The sequence below is a fragment of the Shimwellia blattae DSM 4481 = NBRC 105725 genome (assembly GCF_000262305.1).
GTDB classification, from domain to species: Bacteria; Pseudomonadota; Gammaproteobacteria; order Enterobacterales; family Enterobacteriaceae; genus Shimwellia; species Shimwellia blattae.
The window spans coordinates 1,397,566-1,411,096 of record NC_017910.1 but is presented as its reverse complement, the minus strand read 5'-3'; the positions used below and the strand labels follow the sequence as shown (position 1 = coordinate 1,411,096).

Sequence of the window (13,531 nt, the reverse complement as noted above, 5' to 3'; positions counted from 1 at the left end):
TGAACGGTTATTTTTTCACAAACCGTTCCGGGAATGTCATTTCGCTATAGCGGACAAAACGGGTGCCTTTCACCAGCTTGTAGCCAAACCAGATAACCAGGAACAGCGGGATACCAATATAGGTTGCCGCCACGGCTGCCCAGTCAATGCGATCGCCCAGGAAGGCTTCATAGTTCTGACCAAGGGTTATCCCCAGGCACAGAATAAACGCGAACACCGGCCCCAGCGGGAAGAAGCCAGAACGGTACGGCAGCGCATTGATATCATGCCCGGCCAGCACATAACCACGGCGGAAGCGGTAATGGCTAATCGCAATCCCCAGCCAGGCAATAAAGCCCGTCATACCGGAGGTATTCAGCAGCCACAGGTAGACGGTCTGGTTACCGAACATTGACGTCAGGAAGCACAGGGCCGCAATCGCGGTGGTGGCATACAGCGCGTTACGCGGCACCCCGCCACGGGACAATTTAGAAAAGATACGCGGCGCCTTGCCGTCACAGGCCAGGGTGTAGAGCATACGGGTAGAGGCATACATCCCGGAGTTACCCGCCGACAGGACCGCCGTCAGAATAACCGCATTCATCACCGCCGCCGCCGACAGCAAACCGGCGTGTTCAAACACCAGGGTGAACGGGCTGACACTGATGTCTTTAACATCGTTACGCAGCAGGCTCGGATCCGTATACGGGATAATCAGGCTGATAACCAGAATAGCCAGCACATAGAACAGCAGGATACGCCAGAACACCTGACGCACGGCCTTGGGGATGTTTTTTTCCGGCTCAGCAGATTCCCCGGCCGCGATACCGATAAGCTCAGTACCCTGGAACGAGAAGCCCACTATCATTGCCACCCCAATCATGGCTGCGAATCCACCGGCAAACGGCGCATCGTCAATGCCCCAGTTGGACCAGCCTGCGGGCTGCTCCCCTTTGAAAATACCGAGGATCATCGCCACACCCACGACGATAAAAATGATCACCGTGGTGACTTTAATCAGAGAAAACCAGTATTCCGCCTCACCAAAACCGCGCACCGAAATATAATTGAGCAGGAACATAATGCCGAGGAACAGCGCGCTCCAGATCCAGCCCGGTGTGTGAGGGAACCAGTAGTTCATCACCAGTTGCGAGGCAACCAGGTCAACGGCGATAGTCACCGCCCAGTTGTACCAGTAGTTCCAGCCAAGGGCGAAACCAAAGCCTTCTTCTACGTATTTCTGTCCGTAGGTCGCAAATGAACCGGATACCGGCATAAACGCCGCCAGTTCACCCAGGCTGGTCATCAAAAAATATACCATCAACCCGATGATGATATAGGAAAGCAGCGCGCCACCTGGCCCAGCCTGAGAGATCGTTGCGCCGGATGCGACAAACAGCCCGGTGCCGATGGAGCCGCCAATGGCGATCATAGACAGATGACGCGCTTTTAGCTCACGTCGGAGCCCAGTCGCTTCTGTTGTATTCGTTTCGGAAACCATAAAAAAATAATGCCTGTCCTAAAAATGAGGCGCAATTCTAGCAGAAAGCTACCGCTGCACCTGAAATAAATACGCACTTATAAGAGAGCTTCATGATTGGCTCAGCATTATAAGCATAAAGGTAAAACTGTGAAGTCATTCATAAAAATCACCCGCTCTCCCCTACTTTTCACAGTACTGCAGAAACCGCATTAATGCCCGGGAAAGATGCTTCTGGCGGTGATGAATATAGTAAAGAGAACGTACCAGGCGTGGCAACGGCAGCGGCACTTCCACCAGCACCCCGTACGCCAGCTGATCGGCTATCACCCGGCGGGAGAGACAGCTGATCCCAAGGCCGTGGCGCACAGCGTGTTTGATAGCCTCTGAGTTGCCAAGCTCCATCTCCAGACGAAACTCCGGCAAGTGAGAGAGCAGCAGGTAGTCCACTATCTCCCGGGTGCCGGAGCCGCGCTCACGCAAAATCCACGGTGCCGCCGCCAGGGTCTCCAGGGTAACCTCCTGCTGTAATACCGGGGAGTCCGGCGCGGCAAACACCACCAGTTCATCCTCCAGCCAGGGGACTGTCACCACCTCTGCCATATGGCACGGCCCTTCAATCAGCCCGATATCAACCCGGAAATCCGCCACCGCATTAATCACGTCCATGCTGTTTCCCACGCTTAACTCAATGGGCAGGCCGGGGAAATCACTCCGGTAGCGGGCAATGACCGCAGGCAATATATAGTTGCCGATAGTGCTACTAGCATAGACCCGGATGGCGCCGTTATCCTCCCGGAACATTTTCTCTATCTCGTTGCCCTGCTCCAGTAATGCCACCGCCCGCGGATACAGCAACCGGCCATGTTCATTGACCACCAGCCGCTTACCGACCCGGTCAAATAGCTGCACCCCCAACTGGCCTTCAAGATCAGACAGGGCCGCACTCACGGCGGACTGGGACAACGACAAGGCCTGGGACGCCTGAGTGGTCGATCCCCCTTTGAGCACTTCTGTAAAGACTTCCAGTTGACGCAATGTGATATGCATTTGGTTATTCACTTTTCCCGTGTGCTTTACTTACCAGTTATACTGATTAATTATAAATATATAATTAATTTTATTTTTATGTCATCTGGTCATATCCTTATTGCTATCTGGAATTAGGAGGGTTTATGACCGCCGCTTCATTAAAGCAACACTCACACCACCCGCTCTGGCGTTACATCCCCGGGTTGGTCCTGACCGCAATCATCACCGGCATCGCCATTGAGGTGGGCTCTGTTCCTGCTATCGCAGGCGCAGGCTTCAGCGCCCTTACCGTGGCCATCCTGTTCGGTATGGTTGTCGGTAACACTATCTACCCCAAATTAGGGCAAACGTGCGGCGACGGGGTTATCTTCTCCAAGCAGTATCTTCTGCGGCTGGGGATCATCTTATACGGTTTTCGCCTCACATTTGCACAAATTGCCGATGTGGGTATCTCCGGCCTGTTAATTGACGCCTTAACCCTGTGCAGCACCTTCGCACTGGCCTGCTGGCTGGGGCACAAAGTGTTCGGGCTGGATCGGGAAACCACCTGGCTTATCGGGGCCGGTAGCAGCATCTGCGGTGCCGCCGCGATCCTGGCCGCTGAGCCGGTAGTGAAAGCGCAGGCCAGCAAAGTGACGGTTGCCGTCGCTACGGTGGTTATCTTCGGTACTATCGCTATCTTTGTGTACCCGTTAATGTACCCGCTGGTCAGCCAGTGGTTTACCCCGGAAACCTTCGGGATCTATACCGGCTCCACCATGCACGAAGTGGCCCAGGTTGTTGCGGCAGGTCATGCCATCAGCCCGGAAACGGAAACCGCAGCGGTTATCTCCAAAATGCTGCGTGTCATGATGCTGGCACCGTTCCTGCTGTTTATGGCGGCCCGTGTTAAACAACTGACCCCTCAGGGAAGCGGTAAGAAAAGCAAAATCACCATTCCGTGGTTTGCTATCCTGTTTATCCTGGTGGCGGTGTTTAACTCTTTCCACCTGTTACCGGAATCACTGGTTAACGCGCTGGTCACCTTCGATACCCTGTGCCTGGCAATGGCAATGGCCGCCCTTGGGGTCACTACCCATGTCAGCGCCCTGAAAAAAGCCGGGGTACGCCCGCTGCTGATGGCCCTGGTGTTGTTCATCTGGCTGATTGTTGGTGGTGGCGCTATCAACCTGGTGATTCAGTCTCTGCTGGGTTAATAACCCTTCGGAAAAATCCTGCCAAATCCGCTATCATGGGGCTTTCCCGGAGCGGATTTGACAGGAGAGAGTCATGAAATATGTCGGCGCACATGTTAGCGCAGCAGGCGGGCTGGAAAATGCCGCCCTGCGCGCCCACCAACTGGACGCCACCGCGTTTGCCCTGTTTACCAAAAACCAGCGCCAGTGGCGCGCAGCCCCCCTCACCAGTGACACCATCGACGCCTTTCGCCGCGCCTGTGAGCAGTATGGCTACCAGCCAGGCCAGATCCTTCCCCACGACAGTTATCTGATTAACCTCGGCCACCCGGTGGAAGAGGCGCTGGAAAAATCCCGCGCTGCGTTTATTGATGAGCTGCAGCGCTGCGAACAGCTGGGGCTGACACTGCTGAACTTCCACCCGGGCAGCCACCTGCTGCAAATTGATGAAGACGCCTGCCTGGCGCGCATTGCCGAGTCCATTAATATCGCCCTGAGCGCCACCCGGGGGGTGACCGCAGTAATTGAAAATACCGCCGGTCAGGGCAGCAATCTGGGGTTCCGCTTTGAGCATCTGGCCGCCATTATTGACGGCGTGGAGGATAAATCCCGGGTGGGGGTATGTATTGATACCTGCCACGCCTTCGCGGCGGGCTACGATCTGCGTACCGAAGCGGACTGCACCAGCACCTTTGCTGACTTTGATCGGGTTGTGGGGTTCCGTTACCTGCGCGGCATGCACCTGAATGATGCCAAAAGCGCATTCGGCAGCCGGGTAGACCGCCATAACAGCCTCGGGATGGGGAATATCGGCCATACGGCGTTCAGCTGGATCATGCGCGATGCGCGCTTTGACAATATTCCGCTGATTCTGGAAACCACCAACCCGGATATCTGGGCCGAAGAGATTGCCTGGCTGAAAGCGCAGCAGACCGCCAACGCCACCGCCTGAGCCCACCAATAACAACGGGGGGCAAAGCCCCCCGCAGATAATCAGGAAAACGCCCTCTGTATCAGGCGGCCTTTGCCACCAGATCACTTTCCGGGCGTTTTAACAGCGCATAGCTCACGCCCGCAATCAGGGTGCCCGCCACAATCGCCAGCAGGTATCCCAGCACCGGTGTGATAGCCCCCGGGATCAGCAGCACAAACAGGCCACCGTGCGGCGCCATCAGCTTCGCGCTCACCGCCATAGAGATAGCCCCGGTCACCGCACCGCCAATGATGCAGCACGGCAGTACCCGCATCGGGTCACGCGCGGCAAACGGAATGGCCCCTTCGGTAATGAAGCACAATCCCAGTACCAGTGCGGCTTTCCCCCCTTCGCGCTGGGTTTTGTCAAACTTACGCGGCGCAATCAGCGTCGCCAGGCCCAGCGCCAGCGGTGGCACCATGCCCCCGGCCATGATTGCCGCCATGGGGGCGTAAGTCTGGGTGCTCAGCAGCCCTACCCCGAAGGCATAGGCCGCTTTGTTGACCGGGCCGCCCATATCGGTACACATCATACCGCCGAGAATAGCCCCCAACAGCACCGCGTTCGCAGTCCCCATGGTTTGCAGCCAGTGGGTCAGACCGGCCAGGATTTTTGCCACCGGCGTACCAATTACATAGATCATGCCCAGCCCGACAATCAGGCTGGAGACCAGCGGGATGATCAGAATCGGTTTCAGCGCTTCCATACTGGCCGGGAGCTTCAGCTTGCCGCTGATAAACTTCGCCACGTAACCGGCCAGGAAACCGGCGATGATGCCGCCAATAAACCCTGAGCCGCCGCTGACTGCCAGCATCCCGCCAATCAGACCCGGGGTGAGACCCGGACGGTCCGCAATTGAGAAGGCAATATACCCGGCCAGCACCGGCACCATCAGGGCAAAGGCGGAGCCGCCGCCGATCTGCATCAGCGCGGCGGCCAGCGTGCCCGGCTGTTCAAAGGCTTTAATCCCGAACACAAAAGACAGGGCGATACACAGCCCCCCGGCCACCACCATCGGCAGCATGTACGACACGCCGGTTAACAGGTGGCGATACGCCCCGCCGCCGCTCTCTTGCTTCGCCCCGGCCGCAGCCGCCCGGGTGGCCGGTGTGTAGGGCTGCGCCTGGTCCAGCGCGTTATCAAATTCCTGAGCCGTTTTCTTCAGGGCAAGGCCGGTGGAGGTCCGGTACATAGGTTTCCCGGCAAACTTCGCCAGATCCACTTCAATATCTGCCGCCACCAGCACCAGATCGGCCCGGGCTATCTCCTCTGCGGTGATCGGGTTACCGGCCCCGACCGAGCCGCGGGTTTCCACTTTTACCCACCAGCCGCGCTTTTTCGCTTCGGTTTCAATGGCCTCTGCCGCCATAAAGGTGTGTGCGACCCCGGTCGGGCAGGCGGTTACCGCCACGATACGTTTCTGCGCGGCCCCGTCTTGTGCAGCCATCACCTCCCCGGCCCAGGGTTCAGCCCGGGCCCGGGCGGTGTCAATAAACCCGGCAGGATCCTGCACCGCCTGATCAATATCCCCCCGGTACAGTGGCTTGCCCTGCAACCCCGGGGTGGCCGGCACCCGGTCACCCGCCACAATAACCAGCTCAGCGTCGTCGGCGCTTTCGGTAAGTGTCAGTTGTGCCCGGGCCGCAGCCGCCGTCAGCACATTTTTTGCCAGCCAGGCGCGGGCCTGGCCCTGGTGTTGATCGATAAGAAGCAGCGTTTTCATGTATCGTCCCCGCTGTTAATGAAACGGTTTCAGTTCGACACGGGCCATCATGGCCGCCAGTTGTGTGCGATCGGTTATGCCGACATTACTCTGGCTTACCGCCAGAGCGGCAACCGCCGTTGCCAGGCGCAGGGTGTGCTCGCTGGATTCGCGCATCAGCAGGCCGTAAATCAGCCCGCCGACCATCGAATCCCCGGCACCCACCGTGCTGATCACCTGGCAGGCAGGCGGTTTGGCAATCCACTCACCGGAGGCATTCACCCACAGGGCACCTTCCGCCCCCAGCGAGATAACCACATGGGCAATGCCCTGCTCGCGCAGGCCGTGTGCCGCATCAATCACATCATCAAGGGTCGGCAGTTTGCGCCCGGCCCAGATCTCCAGCTCGCGGCGGTTTGGTTTAACCAGCCACGGAGAGGCTTTCAGCCCGGCTTCAAGCGCTTCCCGGCTGCTGTCGAAAATGATGCACGGGCACTGGCTGCGCAGGCGGGTCATCCAGTCAGTAAACGCCTGGGGGCTGACCCCGGCAGGCAGGCTGCCGCTGACACAGACCATATCGAACTGCCCAAGCCAGGAAAGGGAATCATTCACAAAGCGCTCCCAGTCTGCCGGGGTGACTTCGAAGCCGGAAAAGTTTAAATCGGTGACTTCGCCGTCCTGCTCAGTGAGCTTCACGTTGATACGGGTACGCCCCTGCACCACCTGAAAACGGTTTGCTATCCCCAGCTCGCTGAACAGCTGCTGAAAGCCATCCTGGTTGTCTTTTCCCAGGAAGCCGCCCACCGTCACATCGATGCCAAGATCTTTTAAGACCTTCGCGACATTAATCCCTTTGCCCGCCGCATGCAGGCCGGTGGTTTTTACCCGGTTAACTTCCCCGCGCTCGATCTGGTCACAATAGCCGACCAGGTCATAGGCCGGATTCAGTGTAATAGTGGCAACACGTCTGCTCATTTATGCTTCTCCTAACCCGGCATTGATCGCGTCACCAATCGCGTTCAGCGCCTCTACTGCATCATCCCCCTGGGCGGTGAAACGCAGGCGATGGCCTTTTTTCACCCCCAGAGCGACAACTTTCATCAGGCTGCGGCCATTGGCCGGTTTACCTGTTCCGTCCAGGTTTGCCACGGTGATCTCGCTGGTAAATTGCTTAATGGTATTTACCAGCATGGTACCCGGGCGGGCGTGGAGCCCGTGTTCATTGCGGATAACAAACTCCGCCACTTGTTGGCTATTCTGCGCAGGCGCGTCACCGCGGGTCAGCAGGCTGACCAGGGTGGAGGCATCGGCCTTCAGCAGCTTTTCAGCCTGCTGTGTGGTTATCAGATCCCCGAGCCGGTTCAGCACCTGGAGCGGTTGATCATCGGTCACCGCCACGGTCATCAGCAGCGCGACCGGCTGCTCCCCGGCCAGAAAAGGCACCGCCGGGCGGCTGATGGCTATTCCGCTGGCGAGGTTGCCCTCAGTGCTGTCGCTCAGCCAGATCCCCTGGCCCAGGCTCAGGGGGGCATGGCTCACCGCCCGGGCCACAAAGCTGTCATCAACAGCCCCGGCGGCTCTCAGCCGCCCGGCGTTCAGCGCCTGCAGCGTGACCATATCCGTTGCCGCCACATCCAGCGCCAGCAGGCGGTGGTCAAACAGCAGTTCCTGGTGTTGCTGCTCCCCCATCAGCAGGCTGCGCAGCGCTTCAGTCGAGGTGGCGGTTTTTAACTGTTCAGCCACCGCATCGTCACTCAGGACATGGGTCAGCTGGCGTAATAATCCGAGGTGCTCATCGGAGCTCGCGGCAATCCCGATGACAATGTAGGCCGTCTGCCCTTCCCCCCAGTCGATCCCTTCCGGGAACTGGAACACCTGCACACCGGTTTTCAGCACATGGCTGCGGGTATCGGTGGTGCCGTGGGGAATGGCAATACCATTGCCGAGGTAGGTGGTGGTTTGCTGTTCACGCGCCAGCATGCCATCGACATATTCCGGGGCCACATTACCGGCGCGGGCCAGGGCATCAGCCACCTGGCGGATCGCCGCGTCTTTGGTTGCGGCCCGGGCGGCGAGGTGAATATCCTGCACAGATAACTGGAACATCATTGTTTTCTCCTGCCTTTGTTGAATCGTTTCAGTCGTCTTTGATAAAAAGGCGTCATCCCAGGGAGCGGATATCCTCAGAATAACGCTGAAACGTTTCAGAGAGTGTGTGCCGATTAGTCACCGCCCGCAAGTACTGCCGCCCGCCGGAAGGTAAAATTTAGAGTTACTGCACAATTTTGCTGAACACCCGCTGCCAGGTTCAGGCGATTTCAGCTCCGCGTCAGCAAAAATTTATTTTTAAAATAACGTTTTATTTTTACCAGGTATTTGCTGCCCATCGCTGGTTTTTAGCTTGCGTATCGGTACAATTCGTGGCTTCCGGCTCCCAGATAAGATACCCATGCACAGTGAATCCATCGCGCCGCCAGCCAGGGAACGCAACCTGACGGCGGCCTCATTCTTAATAGTCGCTTTTTTAACCGGCATTGCCTCCGCGCTCCAGACCCCGACCCTGAGCCTGTTTCTCACCGAAGAGGTACATGCCCGCCCGGCCATGGTGGGGTTCTTTTTTACCGGCAGTGCAGTGATTGGCATTCTGGTCAGCCAGTTTCTGGCCGGACACTCCGATCGCCGGGGCGATCGCAAGACCCTGATCCTGGGCTGCTGCCTGCTGGGCGTGCTTGCCTGCCTGCTTTTCGCCTGGAACCGCAATTACTTTATTTTGCTGTTTATCGGCGTGTTTCTGAGTAGCTTTGGTTCTACCGCTAACCCGCAGCTGTTTGCCCTGGCCCGGGAACATGCCGACAACACCGGCCGCGAAGTGGCAATGTTCAGCGCCATTTTGCGTGCCCAGGTGTCACTGGCGTGGGTTATCGGGCCGCCTATCTCCTACGCCCTGGCGATGGGGTTTGGTTTTGATGTGATGTACCTCAGCGCCGGGCTGGCATTTGTGGTGTGTGCCGGTATTGTCTGGTGGCTGCTGCCCTCCATGCCCAAAACCCCACAAACCACCGCCACCCGGCCCCAGGCCCCCGCCCGCCACCGCCGGGATGCGCTGCTGCTTTTTGTGGCCTGCACCATGATGTGGGGCTGTAACAGCCTGTATATCATCAATATGCCGCTGTATATCATTAACGAACTGAAACTGCCGGAGAAGCTGGCCGGGATCATGATGGGGACCGCCGCCGGGCTGGAGATCCCGACAATGCTTATCGCCGGTTACTACGCCAGGCGCTTCGGTAAGCGCTTTCTGCTGCGGGTGGCCGTGGTGGCCGGGCTGCTGTTCTATCTCGGCATGCTGACACTGCAAAATGAAATCTGCCTGCTCGGGCTGCAACTGCTGAACGCGATTTTTATCGGTATTCTGGCGGGGATCGGCATGCTCTATTTTCAGGATCTGATGCCCGGGCAGGCGGGCTCCGCCACCACCCTGTACGCCAATACCACCCGGGTGGGCTGGATTATCGCCGGCTCCCTGGCGGGGATCTCCGCCGAGATCTGGGGCTATTACGCGGCGTTTTATATCGCCCTCGCCATGATAGCCGTGACCGTTTACTGCCTGATGCGCATTCAGGATATCTGACAGTAACCCGCAGCGGTAAAGCACCGCTGCGGGCTAAATCTTAAAACCGGATCCGGATCCCGGCATGCACGCTGTTATCCTGCTGTTTTGCGCCGGACAACCCGCTATAGCCGATGGACAACGTGGTCTGCGGGTTCAGTGTCAGCTCACCGCTCAGTGAAGCGACCGCGCTATCTTTAGCGCCCTTCACCGTGGCGGCAGTAAACGCCGCGCCGCCGGGGGTGAAGGCCAGACGGCTGCTGCGCTCAGGGCTGTTGTACTGGTGCTGCCAGCCCGCTTCAGCCCGTAAGCTCACCGTTGCCTGCCCGACCTGCCAGCCGACACTGCCCCTCAGCCCCAGCGTGGACAAAACCGCATCGTTGGTTTTCTTTTTGCCCTGTAGGGCGGCAGCGCCACCCCGCTCAGAGAAACCGTGACTGGTCAGGCTGGTGTAGCTGAAGCGGCCAAACGGCTCCGCGCTGACGCTGGCCCCGGAGAGGGTATACCCCAGTTCAGAAAACAGCTGGCGGGTTGTGGCCTGGTAGCTGGCGGTGAATTTATCGGCCTGAGCGCCATATTTCACCCGGCGTTCGGCATCAATACGGTGCCAGGTATGGGCCAGCCCCCCGCGCAGTGCGAGCGCCCCACTCTGCAGCGCGCCATACGCCGCCAGGTGGTAGTTGTTGCTGTCCCCATGGGCCCGGTTTGCGCCGTTCAGCGCGCTGCGGGTCACCCCACCGGCTACCCCCAGGGTAACCTTGTCACTGACTGGCTTATCAGCACCAATCAGCACCCCGTAGGTAGAGGCCCGGTATCCGGTCGCGTTGGTCGTTCCGGTGGCTTTATCCCATCCGCCCAGGGTTTCGACCCACAGGGCGTGGCTGGAAGTGGCCTGCCGTAAACGGCTGTTCAGCGTATCGCGCAGGTAGCGGCTGTTGCTCAGTAAGGCACCGGCCACATCCGCATAAATTTGCCCTGTAAGCTGACTGAACGCCTGGCGGGCCTCCGCCGCTGTGGTGCTGGCCAGGATACTCTCGTAAACCGGATGCCCGGCCGCTAACTGATCGGCGGCCCGGGCGACTTCACGCTGGTTTTTCGTCTCCGCCACGCTGGTAAACGCGGTGCTATTGCGCCCCACGGCCAGCCCAATGCGCTCTGGCTGATAATTCAGCTGTGTGCCAATAAACAGATAGTCCGGCGCAACGGTTCTGAAGGCGCCGTGAATACCATTTGCCGCCGTCAGAATCGAATAGGTTCGCCCGGCCAGGCTGTGGACTTCATCCTGGGTAAGTAAATTCTCCTGACCTGCCAGCAACACCGACACATCGCCACCGTTCAGGGTCACAGCACCGGCAGTGTGAATAGCGTCGCTCTGGCCGTCGCGGTTAATCTCAACCCGGTACAGGGAGCCGGGATCAAACTGCACATCCCGCAGCACGGTCAGCGTGCCCGTACTGTTACCCGGCGCGAGGGTGCCACCGGCCCCCACCCGCAATGCGCCAATCTGCCCGCTGCCGCCCAGTATCCCCTGCTGCTCCACCGTAACGCCGGACGTCAGCGCCCCATTAACCAGCAGCCAGCCCTGATTCACCAGCGTTGGCCCGGTGTAGGTGTTATTGCCATTCAGCACCAGGGTGCCGCTGCCAGTCTTGGTCAGCCCACCGTGGCCGCTGATATTATTATCCCAGCGATCCCAGGCGCATTCATGGCTGGCACACACCCGCTCCTGGGGGGTTCCCGGCTCAAGAATGGCGCCGATGCCCGGCAGGTTGACAATAAACTGGGTGTCGGTATAGGTGCCGGAAATATAGAGATCTTCAGGAATATCCTCCGGGGTCACGAACATGCCGGGGCCGTCAATGGCGGCCCGCAGGTTAAGTTTTCCCCAGCCGAAGCGCGCATCCAGCCCGGGGGCCCCCAGATCTGTGGCGGTGGTTTTCAGCACGTCGGCAATCTGGGCGCTGGTCATATAGGGGAAGCGCTGCATCAGCACAGCGGCGGCACCGCTGGTTAACGGAGCCGCCATAGAGGTGCCCGTCATGTACTCGTAGCCTTCCCGGAATGCCAGCTCGCCATTCAGCAGTGCGTTGGCCGTTATCCCCCCACCAGTAATGGAAACCAGACGCCCGCCCGTACTGTAGATATTGGTACCCGGGGCCGACAGGCAATAACTGGCGGTAAATCCACAGGAAGTGGATGACACATGCAGATCATCCCGGGGGGTAAGATTGGTCACCACCAGGAAGTTCCCGAATACATCCGGGGAAAAATAAGGCAGCGATGGCACCCCTACCGGGATGTTATAATTATTACCGTTACCGGCAGCAAAGACGATAAGTTTATTTTCCCGTGCCGCACGTAGCATGGATATATCACTACTGTAATTAGTACGCACCTTAGAAACGGGACTCAGACTTAATTCATTAAGCATTCCGATAACAGGCGCATAATAATTAATATTATCCCGCAATGTTACCGTGGAATAATAGGGTGTTCCGTTTGGTAACCATATGGGGTTCCCCTGTTCATCTCTGACGATTCTAATCGGGTACCCCCAGCTGTTATTAATAATTCGCGCCGCGCTCTGAATCATTTGCTCAGAACGGACTATCGGATTACCCAGATATTTAGCGGCAAGAATATTCGCCTCATAGGCCACGCCGTGCATTCCCACACCGTCACGGCGTGCGGCAGCAATACCGGCCACGTGATTACCGTGGGTTCCGATGGTTATCCACCCTCCGGGGCTCACCCCATAATTATAGGGGTCTTCAGGTGAAATTTTGCTGAGTTTACCGCTAAATTCCTCATGATCGATGATAGTTTCATCCAGCACGCCAATGGTGATATCCCGCCCGGTATACCCCCGGGCATAGGCATATTCTGCCCCAATTGACGCCAGCCCCCACTGCATCGCAAACTCTGGCGTACGCCACGCTTCGGGGGAGCTGGCCTGTGGCGGGGCACTGGCGCTGGCTATATGGCTAATTGCCAGTAAACTGAGCGGAAAAACGCCTGCGGCAAGAATATATTTCCTGTTAATTATTTGACTAATAATTCCAGATAGCTTATTTCTTCGGTACATAGTAATAACTCCAGAATGCAGAATAAAATGACGCCACCGGTGAGATGGCGCGAAAGACATACAGAACATCCGGAGTAAAATTAATTGCCATACTATTATGGCAACAATCGTTGAAGCGGCTATTTAGCCATGTTGTTTAATAAAGATTGGCAGGCAGCATCATGTTTATATGATGGCGATGCGACAACATGCAGAGCCCCATTTACCTTTAAGGGCGGGTTGCCTCTTCCAGGTGGATAAGGTAGCGCATCGCATTTTCCCGGCTCACAGAACACATATCCGGGGACGGTTTCAGGCTCGCACACACTGCCGGGCGCAGCGGGGAGCCAAAAATACGGCAGCGTGCGTGTTCATCCAGCTGAACACATCTGACGTTAGCAGGCTTACCCTGAGGCATTCCCGGGATCGGGCTGGAGATGGAGGGGGCGGTACAGCAGGCACCACAATCCGGGCGGCATTGCATGGCTATCGCTCCTGAGCAGGTTGATAGCCAGA

General features: G+C 57.9%; 10 protein-coding genes. 3 read left to right on the top strand and 7 right to left on the bottom strand.

Features of this window, described 5'->3' with window-relative positions:
• Positions 1 to 7: 7 nt before the first annotated feature.
• Positions 8 to 1,480, bottom strand: a complete 1,473-nt coding sequence (locus EBL_RS06505; RefSeq protein ID WP_014715938.1) for an amino acid permease — start codon at positions 1,478 to 1,480, stop codon at positions 8 to 10.
• A gap of 162 nt (positions 1,481 to 1,642) precedes the next feature.
• Positions 1,643 to 2,509 carry a DNA-binding transcriptional regulator YeiE gene (yieE, locus tag EBL_RS06500; RefSeq protein WP_002439865.1) on the bottom strand — a complete coding sequence of 289 codons (867 nt, stop codon included), beginning with the start codon at positions 2,507 to 2,509 and terminating at the stop codon, positions 1,643 to 1,645.
• 125 nt (positions 2,510 to 2,634) lie between these two features.
• Between yieE and EBL_RS06495 the strand changes: the two genes are divergently transcribed.
• Positions 2,635 to 3,687, top strand: coding sequence for a YeiH family putative sulfate export transporter (locus EBL_RS06495; protein ID WP_002439864.1), 1,053 nt, complete (start codon positions 2,635 to 2,637; stop codon positions 3,685 to 3,687).
• Between the two features lie 73 nt (positions 3,688 to 3,760).
• Positions 3,761 to 4,618, top strand: coding sequence for a deoxyribonuclease IV (gene nfo / locus EBL_RS06490; RefSeq protein ID WP_002439863.1), 858 nt, complete (start codon positions 3,761 to 3,763; stop codon positions 4,616 to 4,618).
• A 61-nt stretch (positions 4,619 to 4,679) separates the two neighbouring features.
• Here nfo and fruA read toward each other — a convergent pair whose 3' ends face one another.
• From fruA to fruB, 3 genes are read right to left on the bottom strand one after another with little or no spacing between them, the layout of a single operon-like run.
• Positions 4,680 to 6,362 carry a PTS fructose transporter subunit IIBC gene (gene fruA / locus EBL_RS06485; protein WP_002439862.1) on the bottom strand — a complete coding sequence of 561 codons (1,683 nt, stop codon included), beginning with the start codon at positions 6,360 to 6,362 and terminating at the stop codon, positions 4,680 to 4,682.
• 15 nt (positions 6,363 to 6,377) lie between these two features.
• Complete coding sequence (gene fruK / locus EBL_RS06480) at positions 6,378 to 7,316, bottom strand: 1-phosphofructokinase (RefSeq protein ID WP_002439861.1); 939 nt, start codon at positions 7,314 to 7,316, stop codon at positions 6,378 to 6,380.
• Entirely contained in the window at positions 7,317 to 8,447 is a 1,131-nt protein-coding gene (gene fruB, locus EBL_RS06475; RefSeq protein ID WP_034920037.1) for a fused PTS fructose transporter subunit IIA/HPr protein, read from the bottom strand.
• 343 nt (positions 8,448 to 8,790) lie between these two features.
• Here fruB and setB point away from each other — a divergent pair, with 343 nt between their 5' ends.
• Positions 8,791 to 9,972, top strand: a complete 1,182-nt coding sequence (gene setB, locus EBL_RS06470) for a sugar efflux transporter SetB (RefSeq protein ID WP_002439859.1) — start codon at positions 8,791 to 8,793, stop codon at positions 9,970 to 9,972.
• A gap of 40 nt (positions 9,973 to 10,012) precedes the next feature.
• Here the strand turns inward: setB and EBL_RS06465 are convergent, their stop codons facing one another.
• Both EBL_RS06465 and EBL_RS06460 read right to left on the bottom strand, forming a co-directional pair.
• Positions 10,013 to 13,036 (bottom strand): autotransporter domain-containing protein, encoded by a 3,024-nt coding sequence (locus tag EBL_RS06465; protein ID WP_002439858.1) that lies wholly within the window; start codon positions 13,034 to 13,036, stop codon positions 10,013 to 10,015.
• Between the two features lie 208 nt (positions 13,037 to 13,244).
• Positions 13,245 to 13,499 carry a YkgJ family cysteine cluster protein gene (locus EBL_RS06460; protein ID WP_002439857.1) on the bottom strand — a complete coding sequence of 85 codons (255 nt, stop codon included), beginning with the start codon at positions 13,497 to 13,499 and terminating at the stop codon, positions 13,245 to 13,247.
• Positions 13,500 to 13,531: the final 32 nt, after the last annotated feature.

What these genes read in the sequence shown, in the direction of transcription:
- EBL_RS06505 (WP_014715938.1), bottom strand. Translation starts at nt 1,480, where the DNA reads ATGGTTTCCGAAACGAATACAACAGAAGCGACTGGGCTCCGACGTGAG.
- yieE (WP_002439865.1), bottom strand. Translation starts at nt 2,509, where the DNA reads ATGCATATCACATTGCGTCAACTGGAAGTCTTTACAGAAGTGCTCAAA.
- EBL_RS06495 (WP_002439864.1), top strand. Translation starts at nt 2,635, where the DNA reads ATGACCGCCGCTTCATTAAAGCAACACTCACACCACCCGCTCTGGCGT.
- nfo (WP_002439863.1), top strand. Translation starts at nt 3,761, where the DNA reads ATGAAATATGTCGGCGCACATGTTAGCGCAGCAGGCGGGCTGGAAAAT.
- fruA (WP_002439862.1), bottom strand. Translation starts at nt 6,362, where the DNA reads ATGAAAACGCTGCTTCTTATCGATCAACACCAGGGCCAGGCCCGCGCC.
- fruK (WP_002439861.1), bottom strand. Translation starts at nt 7,316, where the DNA reads ATGAGCAGACGTGTTGCCACTATTACACTGAATCCGGCCTATGACCTG.
- fruB (WP_034920037.1), bottom strand. Translation starts at nt 8,447, where the DNA reads ATGTTCCAGTTATCTGTGCAGGATATTCACCTCGCCGCCCGGGCCGCA.
- setB (WP_002439859.1), top strand. Translation starts at nt 8,791, where the DNA reads ATGCACAGTGAATCCATCGCGCCGCCAGCCAGGGAACGCAACCTGACG.
- EBL_RS06465 (WP_002439858.1), bottom strand. Translation starts at nt 13,036, where the DNA reads ATGTACCGAAGAAATAAGCTATCTGGAATTATTAGTCAAATAATTAAC.
- EBL_RS06460 (WP_002439857.1), bottom strand. Translation starts at nt 13,499, where the DNA reads ATGCAATGCCGCCCGGATTGTGGTGCCTGCTGTACCGCCCCCTCCATC.